The following is a 16198-nucleotide window of genomic DNA, read 5'->3' on the forward strand; positions in this document are numbered from 1 at the left end:
GCCAGGCGCGCCCGCCCGAGGATGCAGTACGCGTCAACTTCAGGCGTTCACATCAACAACAACGCGACCTTTGACCTGACCCTTCAGAATATCCGCACCAAGCTGTGGTAGATCTGACAAAGCGGCTGGCTGAACCATCGCCTCCAGCTTGTCCATCGGCAGATCGGTCGCGATCCGCTGCCACGCGCGCAGTCGGTTGTCGTAAGGCTGCATCACGCTGTCGATGCCCAACAGGTTCACGCCCCGCAACAGGAATGGAATCACAGTCGCAGGCAGGGCCGCGCCTCCGGCCAAACCGACGGCAGCAACCGAGCAGCCGTATTTCATCTGCCCCAGAACACGCGCCAACATATCTCCGCCCACCGCGTCCACACAGCCAGCCCAGGTTTCACTTTCCAACGGGCGCTTGGTGGTTTCATTCAACTCTTCGCGGGGCACAATCGTTGTCGCGCCAAGCGATTTCAAATAATCACCGGTTTCGGGGCGCCCGGTCACAGCCGCCACCTCATACCCCAGATTGCCCAGAATGGCTGTGGCCACCGACCCAACACCACCTGCAGCGCCGGTCACCAAAACCGGTCCCCGATCCGGGGTCAGCCCATGATCTTCCAACGCCATCACCGCAAGCATGGCCGTAAACCCAGCCGTACCCACAGCCATGGCCTGACGTGCGTCCAGCCCGTCGGGCAGCGGCACCAGCCAGTCCGCCCGCGCATTGGCTTTCTGAGAATAGCCGCCCCAATGCGCCTCGCCCACACGCCAACCGGTCAGAACAACCTTGTCGCCGGGTTTGTATCGCTCATCTGACGAGGCTTCGACCGTACCGGCGTAATCGATACCCGGCACATGCGGATATGCCCGCACCAGCCCACCCCCTTTGGGTGACAGGCACAGACCGTCCTTATAATTCACGGTTGAAAACTCCACCCCCACGGTCACCTCACCATGTGGAAGATCATCCAATGAAAGCTGCTTGACCGATGCACTCGCCAAGCCGCTCTCTTCGTCCTTTTCCATCACCAACGCATTGAACATTCTCAAATCCTTTCGTGTTTCTTTGACCAGACCAGTCCTTCACCTGGCCCAAAATACCTCGGGGGAGTCGCGCAGCGACGGGGGCAGCGCCCCCAACCCTTGTGTTAAACCCAGAAATGCGACTGCACAGTTGCACGCCGCATCCCGCCCGGCACCTCGATATCCAGTTCCGTTCCCGCATCCCAATGGCTCAACCGCACCATTCCAATAGCCACATTGGTCTTGAAATCCGGGGACCATGCCGCCGATGTTACCTGCCCAACCCACTTTCCGTCCGCGTAAAGGCCCCAGGGTCGATCACAACCCGGAACAGGGTCGCCCGCAATCGCGATAGGTCGGATTTGCTGAATCGGCCCCTCTTTCGCCACCCGCAGCAACGCGTCGCGCCCAATGCACCCAATTGCGGTGTTGGTGTTGCAGAATTTGCCCAACCCACATTCGTGTGGCGTGTTATCGTCGGTCATGTCATTGCCATAAGACAACAAACCGCCCTCAATCCGCTCGATCAGGTTCGGACAGCCAGCGCGCACCTGAAGATCTTCGCCTGCTGCAAACAACGCGTTCCAAAGGGGCATGCCGATCTCGCTGCCCTCAACATAGATTTCAAACCCGCCCTGTTTGGAATAACCCGAACGCGCAATCGCCAGATCGCGCCCTTCAAACTCGAACATATCGAACCTGAAGAACCGGATGTCCCGCACGCAGTCGCCAAACACGCGCGCCATAAGCTCATCTGCCTTGGGGCCCTGAACCGCAAGCGGAGATACATCCGGCTCGTCAACCAACACATCCAAACGGTATCCGACGGCGATCCCTTTGACCCATAGCAACAGGTCACTGTCAGCAATCGAAATCCACCACCGATCTTCAGACAGTTTCACGGCCACCGGATCATTCAGCATTCCACCGGTCTCATCAACGATCGGCACATAGAAACACTGGCCCGGCAACATCCCCCGCAAATCACGCGGAGTGAGCATCTGCATCAGCCGAGCAGCATCCGGCCCGCGCAGTTCGACCTGCCGTTCACAAGCCACATCCCACACCTGCACATGGGTCTTCAAATGCCGATAGTCAGCCTCGACGCTTTCGAAAACAGTAGGCAATAACATACGGTTATATACCGTATATCCTTTGACCCCAGCAGCTTCGACCCCATCCGAGAATGGCGTACGCCTCAGACGGCGCGAAGGAGATATTTGCGGCATTCAATCCTCCTGCGGCATGAAGACTAGATCGCTGACCGGCGCTTCAGATCCCGCCTCGGTCAGCATCTTGTGCACTTGTCCCCGGTGGTGAGTTTGATGATTGAACATATGGATGACGCAGCGCGCATAAGGCAAAGTAATGTCAGCCTCTTTCGCGGCTGAATACCACGTGAACGGACCCGTCAGAGGTTCGTCCCCCAACCTGTCAGCCCATCGGATGATGCGGGCGTCAATCTTTTCTCGCAGGGGCAGCCATGCAGATAGGTCGGGGCACAGATACACGCTTTCATGAATTCCACCGCCCGTTCGGTGAATGTTGCTCTCCGGTCCATCTGCCTTTTCAAAGCGAGACATCCAGATCCAATCCCCCCAGAGCAAATGGTTGGCTGTTCCCAGGATCGACCCGAAAAACGCTCCGCGTTCAAGGACCAGTTCCTCATGAGTCAATTCTTTTAGAAACTCCGCCAACTGCTTGTTTTGCCAATGATTGTATTGCGCCAACTCACGCGCATATGCACCGGTGATCATTACTTGGGCCCATGCCAGTCAATTGGACAAATCTCGGCCGACTTACCGCCAAAGTCCCAGACACGGCCATAGTCACGTACTTTGGACTTGGTGCCACGGGCGACAATAATATCGGGGCCCATCCAGTATTTCGAGTTCGACACCATGACGGGATGCTCTGGGTCTTTACCGCCCAGCATCTCAATCTCGCCCTGTATTTTTCGGCCAATCATGATGCGGCGCTTGGTGCCGTCTCGTTCGATCTGAACGGGCGCGCGCTCGGCCCCGATGATCTCACTCACCAGCATGGTGAACAGCCCGGTGGTTCCACCCGCCTGCCCGCTGAAGATTTGCAGCAACCCGTTATACGCCTTGCCACTGGCACGTTCGTCTACATAAGCCGCCACTTTCCACTGACCTTCGCCCATCCGGCCCGGAATATCGACCAACAAACCAACATTCAGCCCCGAAAGATCTTCGCCCTCGTAATGCCCGTCATCGATGATGATGCCCATCCAGGCATGACAATGGCCTTCGGTCGGAGGGTGCGCACCCAACGACACAACACAGGGACAAAAAACATCGCACGAACAGTTCAGGATCAATTCGCCTTTGATCGACCAATCCGTTGGGCTCATTTCGCGCCGCTTGGGGTTAGGCATCCGGCTGTCGATCCGTTGACTGATAGGTAACCGATCGGCTTCTGGTTTTCTGTTTTTTGCCATTGGCTTAACCTCCGTAGCTAATTGGATAGACGAGCAGGACCAAACCACCCGCAATCAGTGCAAACCCCATAGGCCGCGTTATCGCGTGCCCGATTTGTGGGAGTTTTTCCAAAACCATGAACAGTGTTGCAAGACCCATCCACAACAAGCTCATGACACCACCCACAAATCCCAGCGCCATAAAACCCCAGCAGCAGCCCACGCAAAACGCGCCCAGGCCCAAACCCATGCGAACACCGCCTGCGAAACCGGTTTTCCAATGGCCCAAAAAATAGGTCATCGGGGCATGGCAAACGCCGTGGCAGACCTCTTTCGCGCGGGTGAACTGAAACGCCCCCACTGCGATCATCAATCCGCCAGCAACCCAGCCAGACTTGGCGATGCCCAGCATATCGACCACACCGCCAAACAGCAAAATCAGTTGAATCCCGGTGATCAGAGCCGCAAATCCGACCCAAACGAGCCAGTACCCCGCCAGAACGCCCAGCCAGCCTGCGCGGCTACCATTTGCGCTGCGGATCAGGTCATCATAGCTGCGCAGGGTTGGTACAAGTGTCGGCAGCATCATCGCCGCCATCATGATCGCCCACATTGAAAACAGCGGCCCGAACTCGGCCATGGGCATATACATGTCCATGCGCGGATCCATGGCCGCCATGGTCTGTCCCATGGGTCCGGGGCGACCTATCAGATCAAGGTCCATGTCCCGGCTCATCGAGAACATGACCCACCACGCCCACAGGATCAGGACATAAAAGCCCAGCCACATTCCGCTGCGCAGCCACGTACGACTCACTTCGGCCTCCCGACTCAACTCCCTTGCTTTTCAAATGTCAGACTTTTAAATGTCAGACAAATAAAAATTTGCCCAAGGTCCTCTGAAGATGAAAGCCGCGCCCCGGAAAACCGCTGACCTGTCCGCTCAGATCGCTCAAGCCATTCGGGATGCGATTGTATCAGGTGAGTTGATCGTGGATGCCCGCTTGCCGTCTGAGGCCGAGTTGTCAGAACAATTTCAGGTATCGCGTCCAACCGTGCGTGAAGCGTTAAAACGATTGGCGGCGCAATCCCTGATCCGCACACAGCGTGGGGCATCGGGCGGCGCGTTTGTAAATCGGCTGAGTTTTGAGGACGCCTATTCCCAGCAGATCACAACCTCGACCTTGCTGCTGTCGATGAACGCGGTCAGCTTTGATACCGCCTGCGAGGCGCGTTATGCTTTGGAAAGGGCCTGTGCGCCTTTGTCCGCGCAGCGACGCACCGCAGATCAATTGGCCACCATGCGGGCCGAGATATTTCGTCAATCTCAACCGGGTCTGACTGACGAAGCTTTTTGTGCATCTGACGTGACCTTTCACCGTGCCTTGGTGGATGGGGCTGGAAACCCGGTCCTGTCATATCAATTGGCGGGGGCGGTCGAGGCGATGCAACCCTTGATGAACATGATCACTTTCACCGCGCGGTCTCGTGAGCAAATAATAGCGTTGCACAGCAGAATAGTTGACGCGCTTGAAGCGCAGGACGCCGAAACCGTGGACGCCGCGCTGAACGATCTGGAACACTACACCCGCCAATTGGCGCAGGACGTGGCCGAGCGTAAACGCAAACCAGCTTAAGTGCCCAATGCGCGCTTAGGCAACGAAAGGAAGACGAGCAGGCAGAATGTCATCCGGCGCCAAGACCGGAACTCTCAATACGAATTGAAGATCAATGACTTACGGGAGGACGTTATGAACACTAGACCGGACCCAACCTTTTACCCATCCGCCAAGCTCGCGATGGAGGGGCCTACTGAAACGCTTGCTTTCACCTTGATGCTTAGCCCGGATTTTTCGCAACCAGACGGGTTGGCGGTTGTGAATGTCGATCCAACATCCGACGATTTTGGAAAAATAGTTCATCAGGTGATCATGCCTGAGAAAGGCGATGAGTTTCACCATTTCGGATGGAATGCCTGCTCGTCCGCCCTGTCACCGTTGACCGGGCACGCCTTTCTGGAGCGGCGCTATCTGATCATCCCCGGCATTCGATCCAGCCGGATTTACGTCATCGACGTTAAAAACCCACTTGAGGCGAAGATCCACAAGATCATCGAACCCGAAGAAGTCTTTGCCAAGACTGGATATTCCCGCCCACACACAATCCATTGCGGGCCTGAGGGCATCTATGTCAGCACGCTGGGCGGCGGTGGCGCGGACGGCACTGATGGTCCTCCGGGCATCTTCATTATGGATTGTGAGAGCTTTGAGATCATCGGCCGCTATGAGATCGAGCGCGGTGTGCAGGACAAGCATTATGATTTCTGGTGGAACCTCCCGCGCGATTACATGGTCAGTTCTGAATGGGGTCTGCCGCCTCAGTTCGAAAACGGGATAGTGGCCGAAGACTTGCTTTCGAACAAATACGGTCACCGCATCCATTTCTGGAACCTGCGTAACCGGACCAATATCCAGACCATCGATCTTGGTGAAAACCACCAGATGGCACTGGAAATCCGTCCGGCCCATGACCCGGTCAAGCAGTATGGGTTCTGCGGGGTTGTCGTAGACACCACCAACTTGCAAGGTGCGATCTTCACCTGGTGGCGCAATGATGACGGCACATTCGAGGCCAAGAAAACAATCACCATCGATCCGCAACCAGCCGATCCCGATGATCTGCCAGATCTGCTCAAAGGGTTTTCGGCGGTGCCGCCGCTGGTCACTGACATCGACCTGAGCCTTGATGACAAATACCTCTACGTCTCGTGCTGGGGCACCGGTGAGATGCATCAATACGATGTGTCAGACCCAATGAACCCCAAGCTGGCTGGTATGGTTGAAATCGGGGGGATCGTTAAGAAAACCAAGCATCCAAATGGCCAGAGTTTTGGTTACGGTCCGCAAATGGTTGAAATCAGCCGTGACGGCAAACGCGTCTATTGGACCAACTCGCTCTATTCCACCTGGGACGATCAATTCTATCCGGGCGAAGGCGGCGCGGCCATGGTCAAGGCCGATGTTGGCGAGAACGGAGGGTTGACGTTGGATCCGAATTTCTGGGTGACGTTTCCCGACGGCTACCGCAGCCACCAGATCCGGCTAGAAGGCGGAGACTGTTCAACCGACAGCTTCTGCTACCCCTCGGTCTGAGTTGGACGTTTTGATGACATCAACGGCTGGCCTCTGGCTGGCCGTTGTTCTGAGCGGCGCCTATCACGGCCTGAACCCTGGCATGGGCTGGCCGCTGGCGGTCTCTTCCGCGCTGATGGAGCAGCGCCAATCCGCGCTTTGGCAAGCACTGGCGGCTTTGGCGGGCGGGCATTTTGTGGCCATGTTGGGAGTGCTGCTGCCTTTTGCGCTGATGGCGGTTCTGGTCGACTATCAAAAGGAAATCCGAATTGGTGCAGCGCTGATAGTCATCGCGATGGGGTTGTTCATCGCAATCACCCGTCGCCATCCCCGTTTTTTGTCACGGATTCCCCCCAGCAAACTGGCTCTATGGTCGTTTCTGGTGGCCCTTGCGCATGGGGCCGCCCTGATGCTGGTTCCGATCTATCTGGGGCTGTGTGCCGTAGATGAACTAGACGCCGGCCATCAAGCGATATCCCAGATCATGACAACAAACACACTACTGGTTCTGGGCGTCGCCGCGCTGCACACAGCCGCCATGGTTCTGGGCGGCGGTCTGCTGGCTTTTGCCGTCTATCGTTGGCTGGGCCTGCAGGTTCTGTCGCGCAGTTGGTTCAATCTTGAGCTCATCTGGGCGCTAAGCCTGATATTGGTTGGCGGCCTTGGTCTTTGGTCAGCGCTTGGTTGATCTTGTACTTTGATTTGAAACGCGCTTTGTCTGCGGCAAGACAAAAACGGAGTTTCCGAATGCTGGACCAAACCCGCCCGACCGAAATGCTGCGTCAGGGCAGAAGTGATGACTGGCAAGCCGCCACCTCCCACGCCTTTACGCGCGAGCTGTCCGACGGCACCCTGCCCGAGGACAAAATGCGCTGGTACCTTCAGCAGGATTATCAGTTCGTGGACGGATTTGTGCGTTTGCTTGCCAGTGCCATCGCGCACGCTCCGACCCTCGCAGACAGCGTACCAGCTGCGCAGTTTCTCGCGGTGATCACAGGCCCCGAGAACACTTATTTCCTGCGCGCGATGGAGGCTTTGGGCACAAAACCCAGCACAGAACCCGCCCCCGCCACACGGGCGTTTCAGGACCTGATGGCCGAGGCCGTGGCCTCGGGCCGTTATCAGAACATGCTGGCCGTGCTGGTCGTGGCCGAATGGGTCTATCTGAGTTGGGCCAGCCCGGAAAACCCACCCAAAGACGACCTGCCCTTCTGGTTTGCCGAATGGATCACGCTACATGCGGGCGAAGGGTTTGAAAGCGTGGTCGAATATCTGCGTGGACAGCTGGATAAGGTTTGGCCGACGTTGGATGCGGCTGAACAGGCCGAGGTCACGCGATTGTTCCATCGCGCAGTCGAACTGGAACGTGATTTCTTTGACGCCGCCTACGCGGCCTGAACCATAAGGGGGCCGGAATGGTCACAACTCTGAACGTGATTGCTGCGTTGCTGACCATCGGGTTTGGCGCGTTTGGGTTTCTGGCCCCGGCCCACACTGCCTCGGCCCTTGATCTGGCCCCGACCAACAGCACGATGGGCTTGTCTGAAATGCGCGCCTCGGTCGGAGGTCTGTTTGTCGTCACCGGAATCGCCGTTATCTGGCTGAACAATCCGATGGCCTATGTCATGCTGGGCATCGTCTATTCGGGGGCAGCGTTAGGCCGATTTGTATCGGTCGCGCTGGACAATCCGCCGTTGGCCAAGGCGATGATCTTTGGGGGAATCGAACTGGTTCTGGCCGTTTGGCTGATTGCTGCAAACTTTAATAAAACAACCTAACCAACTGAGACTATTGGGTTGATTGAGGTGCAATCTGAGTTTGCATCTAACCATCACCTCACCTATATATGGAATGTCCTTCGGGACTATGGACATAAACGCGCTCGTAATAAGCGGATCGGACCCGGGGGCGGTACCCGGCGGCTCCACCAACCATCCTTCGTTTGGGGATTTTGGGGCCGAAACAGGATCGACGAACGTCTAAAGGGGTTAGCTTTGTCTCGGCTGTCTGCCACCGTTATCGGCGAAACTAGTACAATTGCAAACGACAATCGTGCTCCGGTTGCAGTTGCTGCGTAAGCAGTAACAAGACCGAAATCTAAGCCCTTGCGCCTAGCCGCGTAAGGCGGGGTTCGCAGGTACCTGGCAACAGAAACCTGCATTATTCCCTGACATGTCTGACCTTATTCCCTTTTTTAGGGCACATTCAGAGTTTGTTCATTCCTGCCTGTCATCGTGCCCTCACTTGGACAGGAGAGCTTGGATGACAAATTCAGAGATACTCAGGGCGTGGTATTCCGAAGTTTGGGAAAACGGAAATACCGAGGCAATCGATCAATATTTTGCGCCGGAAACGATGGCCGAAGGGCTGATCCCCGAAATGCAAGTTGGTGCAGATGATTTCCGCGACCTGGTCACCGCGTTCCGCCATATCCTGGGCGACATCAAGGTTGAACTGCCCAAGATCATCGAAAACGGGGATTGGGTGTCAGCGATTTTGAACGTTCGCACCTTCCGCGCCGACAACGGCGCGCCTTTGGAGGTCACGGGACAGGTCATGGCGCGGTTCAAAGGCGACAAGATGGTTGAGGCCTACAATCACTTTGATTTCATCTCGTTCTTTGAAGAGTTAGGCCAATTTCCATCCGACACACTGCCCATGTGCATGACAGGTCAACGTCTGGACTGGGCCTGAACCCAAAGCAATCTTGACCCCAATTGCGCTTGCACGTTAGCAAGCGCCAAGGGGTCCAAATGCGAACACCCCAAGGCGGTGCCGCAAGTTTCGCATCTTTCGGGACTTGCAGGATTAAATGTTGTGACTTGGCCACCCGACATTGAACAGCAAGTCTTAGTGCTTTTGGCTGCCTTCGACACTTCCAAATTCTGGAACCAGTCTGAGCTTTTGGGCCATACAGCATGAGCGGTTCCGTGACGCCCTCGGTCCCAGAGTTAATTCGCGTCTTTGGCAGGATCGGGTTGCTGTCCTTTGGCGGACCAGCGGCGCAGATATCTCTGATGCATCAGGAACTGGTCGAACGCAGACCATGGCTGGATGAGCAAACCTACCTGCGTGCCTTGTCACTGTGCATGTTGCTGCCGGGTCCAGAAGCCATGCAATTGGCCACTTACGCCGGATGGCGTTTGCGTGGGGTTTCCGGGGGGCTGATCGCTGGCAGCTTGTTTGTCTTGCCCGGCGCAATAGTCATCGCTGTTTTGGTCGCGCTCTACTCTGCGTTTGGAGACCTTCCATTGGTGCAATCGGCCTTCATCGGCGTCAAGGCAACAGTCATCGTGATTGTCTTGCAAGCGCTGCGCAACCTTTCGCGCAAAGCTTTGACGGACAAAGACCACTACGTCGTCGCCGCACTCTCATTCCTTAGCATTTTCCTGCTGAACCTCCCCTTCCCGCTGATCATCTTTGCGGCCGCATTTTGGGGATACGCGACTTTCCGAGGCCCGACGGAACCATATGAGCCGAACCAGCCGTCGCACCTGAAGCCATCCCTGCGAACCATCGCTGTTTGGTTACCTCTTTGGCTTGGTCCCTTGGTTGCATTGACCATAAGCGGACACCAATTGCTGAGCGATTTGGGCTGGTTTTTCGCACGGTTGGCCGTCGTCACATTTGGTGGTGCTTATGCTGTACTCGCCTATATGACCCAGACGGTTGTGGATCAGTATCACTGGATCAGCACTGACCAGATGATCGACGGATTGGGCCTTGCGGAAACCACACCCGGCCCTTTGATTCTGGTCACTCAGTTTGTCGCAATGCTTGCGGGAGAGTTGAGCGGAGGCTTTGGCCTGGCTTTGGCGGCCGGCGCGGTCGCTCTTTGGGCAACTTTTGTGCCGTGCTTCCTGTGGATCTTCCTGGCCGCCCCGTACCTTGACCGGCTGGCTGCGCGACCGCGCCTGTCGGCCGCCCTTCACAGCATCACCGCTGCTGTTGTCGGAGTGATTCTCAACCTTTCCGTGTGGTTTGCCCTGAACGTTCTATTCGAATCAGTTCCCCACATATCCTGGGGCCCACTGGCAATACCCACGCCGCAACTTTCGCAAATGGATTTCACCGCTTTGGGTTTGACAATTCTGGCTGGGGCCTTGATTTTTCGACTGAAATTAGGGATGGGCACCGTGTTGGCCCTGATGTCTGTCGCCGGGCTGGCCGCACACACTATATGATCAATCCGGCCATACCTGCCCTTTCGTTTCCGAACAAAAGCCCTATGCTGGGCATAACCACTTTTGAGGATCACACATGTCGCAAGGCATCGATTACGGCAACCTGATGCACTCCGCCATGCGCGGGCTCATCAAGAAAGTGCTGACGGATGTTTCCGAAACCGGCTTACCCGGGGCGCATCATTTCTTTATCACCTTCGACACGCGCGAGGACGGTGTAGACATCGCTGACTGGTTGCGTGAACGGTATCCGGAAGAAATGACTATCGTCATGCAGCACTGGTTCGAAAACCTTGAAGTTGGCGAATCCGGTTTTGCCATAACGCTGAATTTCGGCGACGCGCCTGAACCGCTGTACATCCCCTATGCCGCGATCAAGACCTTCGTGGATCCGTCTGTTGAATTTGGCCTGCGCTTTGAAAGCCCCGAGGGTGAGTTAGACGATGATCATATCATGGAAGAGTCGATAGAAGTCGAAGAAGAAGAGCCACATCACGACGCAGACGTGGTTTCACTCGACAGCTTCCGGAAATAACCACCTCAACCCCGCCGCGCGCGGGGTTATTTCTTTTGCAGAAATGTTTCGACAGACCGGGATTTTACACCGTCTATGAAACGCGAAAAGGACAGGTTCAGCCCGCCTTCTGCAAGCGTTCGATCAAATTGCTGCAGTTCGTACCCGCCATCCTGATCGATGAACAAAGAAAACACGGTCATCGTATCCCCCACGATTCGACCCCAGACAAACGGTTCCCCTTTCATCGGGTCCAACGGCACTTCGTGGCCAAAGACATTGCGCTTCATTGCGGCCGAAAACAAATCCCCGCGGCCCGAGGGCACAAAGTCGATAGAAAACTTCTGTTCCTTGACGCGCCCGTCCAACTTGTAGGTCGTGGTCCGCCAACTGACATTGAACCCATTTTGGGTTTCAACAATGGAAACGCTCATGTCCCGAGGGGTTGAGGTGCCATCAGCATCCACGACGTTAGCAGACCCGATATAATCCCCCACAAAAGGTGCAATGTCCTGAGCCCGTGCAGAATCGCTGAAAACGGACAGCCACAATGCGCAAATGGCAAAGATTGTGACGGCTTTTGCAAGCGCAATACGATGGAAATTTGGCATCTTGTCCTCCACGGCGTTCACCTTCTTATTGTAGCTCACAGAGACCCACGCACAATGGCACTTTCCCCGGCTTTCTTAAGTAAAGTGACGCACCCCGCCACCTATACCTTTGCGACGCCTCTGGCTAAGGTGCGCGCAACTGGCCGATTGCGTCACGGCTTTGCTGCGGCTAAACGGCATACAACTGCATACCAGACGGAGTGACAGATGTCTCAGACCCGCACCGAATCCGACAGCTTTGGCCCGCTTGAGGTTCCTGCCGACAAATATTGGGGCGCGCAGACGCAGCGCTCGATCATGAATTTCCCCATCGGTTGGGAAAAACAGCCCGTCGCCATCGTCCGCGCGCTGGGCGTGATCAAAAAAGCCTGCGCAATGCAGAACAAAGCCACCGGCAAACTGGATGCAAAAATTGCCGACGCGATCATTCAAGCCGCTGGTGAAGTGATCGAGGGCAAGTTTGATGACAACTTCCCACTGGTTGTCTGGCAGACCGGCTCGGGCACGCAGTCGAACATGAACTCGAACGAGGTCATTGCAAACCGCGCCATCGAAATTCTGGGTGGTGTGATTGGTTCAAAAGACCCGGTGCATCCGAACGACCACTGTAACATGGGTCAGTCTTCGAACGACACCTTCCCTACCGCCATGCATGTGGCCACCGCGACCAGCGTGCGTGACGTGCTGCTTCCGGGGCTCGAGAAACTTGCCTCGGGGCTGGAACAGAAGGCCGAAGAGTTCAAAGACATCATCAAGATCGGTCGGACCCACACGCAGGACGCGACGCCTCTGACGCTGGGACAGGAATTCAGCGGTTACGCCCATCAGATTCGCCAGGGTATTGCCCGTGTTCATGCAGCCATGCCTGGGATTTACGAGCTGGCGCAAGGCGGTACCGCAGTTGGTACAGGGCTTAACACCCAACACGGCTGGGGCGAGGCCGTCGCAGGCCACATGGCTGATATTACCGGCCTGCCCTTCGTCACCGCACCGAACAAGTTCGAGGCACTCGCCGCCCATGACGCGATGGTCTTCCTGTCAGGCGCTTTGGCGACGATTGCGGGCAGTTGCTACAAGATCGCCAACGACATTCGTTTCCTGGGCTCGGGCCCACGGTCGGGTCTGGGCGAACTGATTCTGCCCGAGAACGAGCCAGGTTCGTCGATCATGCCCGGCAAGGTGAACCCCACACAGGCCGAAGCGTTGACCCAGGTCGCCGCCCACGTGATGGGCAACAACGCCGCGATGACTTTCGCAGGCAGCCAGGGTCATTTCGAGCTGAACGTTTACAACCCGATGATGTCTTACAACCTGCTGCAGTCAATCCAGCTGTTGGGCGATGCTTCTGACAGCTTTACTGAGCGGATGCTGATGGGCATCAAGGCCAACGAACCGCGCATCGACAAGCTGATGAAGGAATCACTGATGTTGGTCACAGCGCTGGCGCCAACTATCGGTTACGACAACGCCACAACAGTTGCCAAGACGGCGCATAAGAATGGCACAACCCTCAAGGAAGAGGCCATCGCGCTGGGCTTTGTGGACGAAGCAACCTTTGACGCCGTCGTCCGCCCCGAGCAGATGATTGGTCCAAAAGACTGATGGGCAAGCCGGTTAACCTGAACCGGTATCGTAAAGAAAAAGCGCGGGCTGAAAAGAAAGCCCGCGCGGATCAGAATGCTGTCGCATTCGGCCGCACCAAGGCCGAGAAAGAAATCGCCAAGTTTGAACAGGACAAGCTGAAGCGTGACCTCGACAAGCGCGAGTTAGACGAATGAGCGGCCGCCCAATCAAGCGCTCTCTGACTCTCAAGGGGCACCGAACATCCGTGTCGCTTGAAGATGAATTCTGGCGAGCTTTCCGCGACATAGCGGCTGAAAAAAGACTTCCGATCAATGTTTTGGCCGCAGAAATTGATGTTGAACGCGATCCTGAAACTGGCCTTGCATCGGCCATTCGGGTGTTTGTTCTGAAATGGTATCAGAACAAGGTTTGAGGCATATGCCCGGCTTCGCCTTTGGCCATGAAGTTAAAAACTTGCGATGAACAATTGAAGCGCAGCGCCGTAATTGTTTCCCATTCCCCCTGTCTCGTTTTCTTGGACCGCTCAGTTTTCAGGCGTTGTAGAAAACCACGCCAGATCGTCGCCGTTTCGTTTTTGTATCCAAGTATTCGCAAGGCGGTATAATCGCGCGTCTCAAGGCTGCGGCAACAAAAGCTACGACAATACAGCAACGCAACCATCTGATCGCGAAAGACAAATAGCAGGTTAAAAGAGGATGTGGTGCCCAAGGAGAGACTCGAACTCTCACGCCCGTGAAGGCGGGGGATTTTGAATCCCCTGCGTCTACCATTCCGCCACTTGGGCCACGGACACTGGATTAGCGCCCAAGCGCAGGAAGGTCCAGAGGCAAAAAACATCCCATATTCCATTTGTTTCAATCTGGGCGGTTGACGGTCCGTCAGGTGCATGGTTTGCCTTCTTGGGGCCGCAAACGGGATTTGAGTACTGTTTATGTTACGATCGCTTTATGACTGGACCATTCGTCTGGCCGAACACCCTCATGCCCTGTGGGCCTTGGCCATTGTCGCCTTCATCGAAAGCTCGTTTTTTCCGATTCCCCCTGACGTCCTGATGATCCCGATGATTCTGGCCCGCCCGTCACGCGCCTGGTTGATTGCAACCGTTGCGCTGGTGGCTTCGGTTTTAGGCGGGATGCTGGGCTATGCGATTGGCGCGTTCTTCTATGAAAGCATCGGTCAGCCCATTCTGGAATCCATGGGCAAGGCGCACGCGATGGAAGAGTTCAACACGCGTTTCAACGATTTCGGCTTCTGGGCTGTGCTGGCTGCGGGTGTGACGCCCTTCCCTTACAAGGTCATCACCATCATGTCCGGCTGGACCGGAATGCCGCTAGGCACCTTCATCGCCACATCGATTCTGGCGCGTGCCATGCGATTCTTTCTGGTTGCCGGCCTGCTTTGGGGCTTCGGCGAGCCGATCCGGGACTTTATCGAAAAGCGTCTGGGGCTTATGTTCACGCTGTTCATCATCCTTCTTTTCGGCGGGTTCGTGGCGGTTAAATATCTATGACAAGACAATCCGTACTTGTGGCCCTCGCCACGATTGGCTCAGCAGCCCTATTGTTGGCTGCGTTTGGCTTTCAGCATTTGGGCGGGCTTGCACCGTGCAAGATGTGCATCTGGCAGCGCTATCCACACGCTGTGGCTATTGCGATCGGTGCGGTGGCACTGGCCTTGCCAAGATTTGGTATCCTGCCGTTGCTGGGTGCAGCAGCAGCCGCGACAACTTCGGTCATCGGCGTTTTTCACGCTGGCGTCGAACAAGGGTGGTGGGAAGGCCCCAGCAGCTGCACCTCGGGCGATATCAGTGGATTGAGCACGGATGACCTGTTCGATCAGATCATGAACGCGCCGTTGGTGCGTTGCGACGATATCCCGTGGGAGATGTTCGGCATCTCGATGGCAGGCTGGAACGCCATCGCCTCGGCAGTGCTGATGCTGATCTGGATCGCGGCCTGGCGGGCGCGCGCTTAAAACTCGTCCAGTTCCGCATCCCAATACAGGAAGTCGATCCAGCTTTCGTGCAGATGGTTCGGCGGGAACTTCCGCCCAATATTGCGCAGCGCCTCAGCATCAGGTTGACGTGGCGGCTTGCGCAATGTCATCCCCGCCTGACGCAGCGATTTGGACCCTTTACGCAGGTTGCAGGGGCTACAGGCCGCCACCACGTTCTGCCAACTGGTCACGCCGCCTGCCGCGCGCGGCACCACATGGTCAAAAGTCAGGTTATCGCGGCTGCCGCAGTACTGGCAGCGGAATTCATCCCGCAAAAATAAATTAAAGCGCGTGAAGGCCACGCGCTTTCTGGGTTTTACATAGTCTTTCAATACAACGACCGAGGGTATTCGGATCTCGGTGCTCGGGCTTCGGACGACCTCGTCATATTCGGCCACGATGTCGACCCGATCCAGCCAAGCCGCTTTGATCGCCTCTTGCCAGGGCCACAAGGACAGCGGGTAGTAGGACAAGGGGCGGTAATCGGCGTTCAAAACCAGGGCCGGGTGTTGTTTGAGCATACCCGGCTCTCTTACAAATTCGGTCCTGAAATCTCCGTCCATCACAGAATCGCTCCTCGCTCTCAGCTGCCCGTTTGTGACACCAGAGCGGGGAGCACCCGCCCCGGCCTTAAGATAACTATATATCGTGTTAAAACTCTGACAAGCCCTGAGTTTCCACAATATGTCGCAGACTGGGTAAGCCGAATCTGTGACAGGTACGTG

Annotated in this window: 21 protein-coding genes, 1 tRNA gene and 1 other RNA gene; 14 read left to right on the top strand and 9 right to left on the bottom strand. The window is 56.2% G+C overall.

Annotated features, from left to right (window positions below):
* Positions 1-39: 39 nt before the first annotated feature.
* The 5 genes from acuI to GOV90_RS02875 all read right to left on the bottom strand — a co-directional run bounded on the left by acuI (position 40) and on the right by GOV90_RS02875 (position 4244).
* Positions 40-1035: an acryloyl-CoA reductase gene (acuI, locus tag GOV90_RS02855; RefSeq protein ID WP_171090166.1), complete on the bottom strand. Its 996-nt coding sequence runs from the start codon at positions 1033-1035 to the stop codon at positions 40-42.
* 104 nt (positions 1036-1139) lie between these two features.
* A complete protein-coding gene (locus tag GOV90_RS02860) occupies positions 1140-2243 on the bottom strand; it encodes a dimethylsulfoniopropionate demethylase (RefSeq protein ID WP_171090168.1) in 1104 nt (367 codons plus the stop codon).
* On the bottom strand, positions 2244-2771 hold the full coding sequence (locus GOV90_RS02865; protein ID WP_171090170.1) for a DinB family protein: 528 nt from the start codon (positions 2769-2771) through the stop codon (positions 2244-2246).
* Positions 2771-3475 carry a DUF1326 domain-containing protein gene (locus GOV90_RS02870; protein WP_171090173.1) on the bottom strand — a complete coding sequence of 235 codons (705 nt, stop codon included), beginning with the start codon at positions 3473-3475 and terminating at the stop codon, positions 2771-2773. The genes GOV90_RS02865 and GOV90_RS02870 overlap by 1 nt, the downstream gene beginning before the upstream one ends.
* Positions 3476-3479: 4 nt before the next feature.
* The gene (locus GOV90_RS02875; protein WP_171091158.1) at positions 3480-4244 is read right to left on the bottom strand and encodes a DUF2182 domain-containing protein; all 765 of its coding nucleotides are present in this window, start codon (positions 4242-4244) and stop codon (positions 3480-3482) included.
* A 115-nt stretch (positions 4245-4359) separates the two neighbouring features.
* Between GOV90_RS02875 and GOV90_RS02880 the strand changes: the two genes are divergently transcribed.
* The 9 genes from GOV90_RS02880 (at position 4360) to GOV90_RS02920 (ending at position 11304) form a co-directional block, all read left to right on the top strand.
* Entirely contained in the window at positions 4360-5091 is a 732-nt protein-coding gene (locus GOV90_RS02880) for a FadR/GntR family transcriptional regulator (RefSeq protein ID WP_171090175.1), read from the top strand.
* A gap of 114 nt (positions 5092-5205) precedes the next feature.
* On the top strand, positions 5206-6606 hold the full coding sequence (locus tag GOV90_RS02885; RefSeq protein ID WP_171090177.1) for a selenium-binding protein SBP56-related protein: 1401 nt from the start codon (positions 5206-5208) through the stop codon (positions 6604-6606).
* A 13-nt stretch (positions 6607-6619) separates the two neighbouring features.
* Entirely contained in the window at positions 6620-7273 is a 654-nt protein-coding gene (locus tag GOV90_RS02890; RefSeq protein WP_171090179.1) for a hypothetical protein, read from the top strand.
* A 59-nt stretch (positions 7274-7332) separates the two neighbouring features.
* Positions 7333-7983 carry a TenA family protein gene (locus GOV90_RS02895; RefSeq protein ID WP_171090181.1) on the top strand — a complete coding sequence of 217 codons (651 nt, stop codon included), beginning with the start codon at positions 7333-7335 and terminating at the stop codon, positions 7981-7983.
* Positions 7984-8000: 17 nt separating this feature from the next.
* A complete protein-coding gene (locus tag GOV90_RS02900; RefSeq protein WP_171172812.1) occupies positions 8001-8363 on the top strand; it encodes a DUF4345 family protein in 363 nt (120 codons plus the stop codon).
* A 36-nt stretch (positions 8364-8399) separates the two neighbouring features.
* Positions 8400-8747, top strand: a transfer-messenger RNA (tmRNA) gene (gene ssrA, locus GOV90_RS02905).
* 100 nt (positions 8748-8847) lie between these two features.
* Positions 8848-9279: an ester cyclase gene (locus GOV90_RS02910; RefSeq protein WP_171090185.1), complete on the top strand. Its 432-nt coding sequence runs from the start codon at positions 8848-8850 to the stop codon at positions 9277-9279.
* 224 nt (positions 9280-9503) lie between these two features.
* On the top strand, positions 9504-10769 hold the full coding sequence (chrA, locus tag GOV90_RS02915) for a chromate efflux transporter (RefSeq protein WP_171090187.1): 1266 nt from the start codon (positions 9504-9506) through the stop codon (positions 10767-10769).
* Positions 10770-10845: 76 nt separating this feature from the next.
* A complete protein-coding gene (locus tag GOV90_RS02920) occupies positions 10846-11304 on the top strand; it encodes an SspB family protein (protein WP_171090189.1) in 459 nt (152 codons plus the stop codon).
* A gap of 26 nt (positions 11305-11330) precedes the next feature.
* Here GOV90_RS02920 and GOV90_RS02925 read toward each other — a convergent pair whose 3' ends face one another.
* The gene (locus GOV90_RS02925) at positions 11331-11894 is read right to left on the bottom strand and encodes a hypothetical protein (protein ID WP_171090191.1); all 564 of its coding nucleotides are present in this window, start codon (positions 11892-11894) and stop codon (positions 11331-11333) included.
* A 207-nt stretch (positions 11895-12101) separates the two neighbouring features.
* On the opposite strand from GOV90_RS02925, the gene fumC reads away from it, so the two are divergent.
* Genes fumC through GOV90_RS02940 form a run of 3 tightly spaced genes read left to right on the top strand, consistent with a single transcriptional unit; the run spans position 12102 to position 13890 of the window.
* Positions 12102-13496 (top strand): class II fumarate hydratase, encoded by a 1395-nt coding sequence (gene fumC, locus GOV90_RS02930; protein ID WP_171090193.1) that lies wholly within the window; start codon positions 12102-12104, stop codon positions 13494-13496.
* Positions 13496-13672 (top strand): DUF4169 family protein, encoded by a 177-nt coding sequence (locus GOV90_RS02935; protein ID WP_171090194.1) that lies wholly within the window; start codon positions 13496-13498, stop codon positions 13670-13672. The genes fumC and GOV90_RS02935 overlap by 1 nt, the downstream gene beginning before the upstream one ends.
* On the top strand, positions 13669-13890 hold the full coding sequence (locus GOV90_RS02940; RefSeq protein WP_171090196.1) for a ribbon-helix-helix domain-containing protein: 222 nt from the start codon (positions 13669-13671) through the stop codon (positions 13888-13890). The genes GOV90_RS02935 and GOV90_RS02940 overlap by 4 nt, the downstream gene beginning before the upstream one ends.
* Here the strand turns inward: GOV90_RS02940 and GOV90_RS02945 are convergent.
* Complete coding sequence (locus GOV90_RS02945) at positions 13875-14186, bottom strand: hypothetical protein (protein ID WP_171090198.1); 312 nt, start codon at positions 14184-14186, stop codon at positions 13875-13877. The two genes, GOV90_RS02940 and GOV90_RS02945, sit on opposite strands and share 16 nt — an antisense overlap.
* Positions 14177-14262: transfer RNA gene (locus tag GOV90_RS02950), tRNA-Leu, on the bottom strand. Before GOV90_RS02950 ends, GOV90_RS02945 begins: the two co-directional genes overlap by 10 nt.
* A 147-nt stretch (positions 14263-14409) precedes the next feature.
* On the opposite strand from GOV90_RS02950, the gene GOV90_RS02955 reads away from it, so the two are divergent.
* Positions 14410-14988: a YqaA family protein gene (locus tag GOV90_RS02955; RefSeq protein ID WP_171090199.1), complete on the top strand. Its 579-nt coding sequence runs from the start codon at positions 14410-14412 to the stop codon at positions 14986-14988.
* A complete protein-coding gene (locus GOV90_RS02960) occupies positions 14985-15452 on the top strand; it encodes a disulfide bond formation protein B (protein WP_171090201.1) in 468 nt (155 codons plus the stop codon). Before GOV90_RS02955 ends, GOV90_RS02960 begins: the two co-directional genes overlap by 4 nt.
* On the opposite strand, the gene GOV90_RS02965 is transcribed toward GOV90_RS02960, so the two are convergent.
* Positions 15449-16036 (bottom strand): HNH endonuclease, encoded by a 588-nt coding sequence (locus GOV90_RS02965; protein ID WP_171090203.1) that lies wholly within the window; start codon positions 16034-16036, stop codon positions 15449-15451. The two genes, GOV90_RS02960 and GOV90_RS02965, sit on opposite strands and share 4 nt — an antisense overlap.
* Positions 16037-16198: the final 162 nt, after the last annotated feature.

The organism is Ruegeria sp. HKCCA5929 (assembly GCF_013034525.1).
In the GTDB taxonomy this organism is placed as follows: domain Bacteria; phylum Pseudomonadota; class Alphaproteobacteria; order Rhodobacterales; family Rhodobacteraceae; genus Ruegeria.

Bases quoted from the DNA above. Each gene is read 5' to 3' on its own strand.
- acuI (WP_171090166.1), bottom strand. From the start codon at position 1,035: ATGTTCAATGCGTTGGTGATGGAAAAGGACGAAGAGAGCGGCTTGGCG.
- GOV90_RS02860 (WP_171090168.1), bottom strand. From the start codon at position 2,243: ATGCCGCAAATATCTCCTTCGCGCCGTCTGAGGCGTACGCCATTCTCG.
- GOV90_RS02865 (WP_171090170.1), bottom strand. From the start codon at position 2,771: ATGATCACCGGTGCATATGCGCGTGAGTTGGCGCAATACAATCATTGG.
- GOV90_RS02870 (WP_171090173.1), bottom strand. From the start codon at position 3,475: ATGGCAAAAAACAGAAAACCAGAAGCCGATCGGTTACCTATCAGTCAA.
- GOV90_RS02875 (WP_171091158.1), bottom strand. From the start codon at position 4,244: ATGTGGCTGGGCTTTTATGTCCTGATCCTGTGGGCGTGGTGGGTCATG.
- GOV90_RS02880 (WP_171090175.1), top strand. From the start codon at position 4,360: ATGAAAGCCGCGCCCCGGAAAACCGCTGACCTGTCCGCTCAGATCGCT.
- GOV90_RS02885 (WP_171090177.1), top strand. From the start codon at position 5,206: ATGAACACTAGACCGGACCCAACCTTTTACCCATCCGCCAAGCTCGCG.
- GOV90_RS02890 (WP_171090179.1), top strand. From the start codon at position 6,620: ATGACATCAACGGCTGGCCTCTGGCTGGCCGTTGTTCTGAGCGGCGCC.
- GOV90_RS02895 (WP_171090181.1), top strand. From the start codon at position 7,333: ATGCTGGACCAAACCCGCCCGACCGAAATGCTGCGTCAGGGCAGAAGT.
- GOV90_RS02900 (WP_171172812.1), top strand. From the start codon at position 8,001: ATGGTCACAACTCTGAACGTGATTGCTGCGTTGCTGACCATCGGGTTT.
- GOV90_RS02910 (WP_171090185.1), top strand. From the start codon at position 8,848: ATGACAAATTCAGAGATACTCAGGGCGTGGTATTCCGAAGTTTGGGAA.
- chrA (WP_171090187.1), top strand. From the start codon at position 9,504: ATGAGCGGTTCCGTGACGCCCTCGGTCCCAGAGTTAATTCGCGTCTTT.
- GOV90_RS02920 (WP_171090189.1), top strand. From the start codon at position 10,846: ATGTCGCAAGGCATCGATTACGGCAACCTGATGCACTCCGCCATGCGC.
- GOV90_RS02925 (WP_171090191.1), bottom strand. From the start codon at position 11,894: ATGCCAAATTTCCATCGTATTGCGCTTGCAAAAGCCGTCACAATCTTT.
- fumC (WP_171090193.1), top strand. From the start codon at position 12,102: ATGTCTCAGACCCGCACCGAATCCGACAGCTTTGGCCCGCTTGAGGTT.
- GOV90_RS02935 (WP_171090194.1), top strand. From the start codon at position 13,496: ATGGGCAAGCCGGTTAACCTGAACCGGTATCGTAAAGAAAAAGCGCGG.
- GOV90_RS02940 (WP_171090196.1), top strand. From the start codon at position 13,669: ATGAGCGGCCGCCCAATCAAGCGCTCTCTGACTCTCAAGGGGCACCGA.
- GOV90_RS02955 (WP_171090199.1), top strand. From the start codon at position 14,410: ATGTTACGATCGCTTTATGACTGGACCATTCGTCTGGCCGAACACCCT.
- GOV90_RS02960 (WP_171090201.1), top strand. From the start codon at position 14,985: ATGACAAGACAATCCGTACTTGTGGCCCTCGCCACGATTGGCTCAGCA.
- GOV90_RS02965 (WP_171090203.1), bottom strand. From the start codon at position 16,036: ATGGACGGAGATTTCAGGACCGAATTTGTAAGAGAGCCGGGTATGCTC.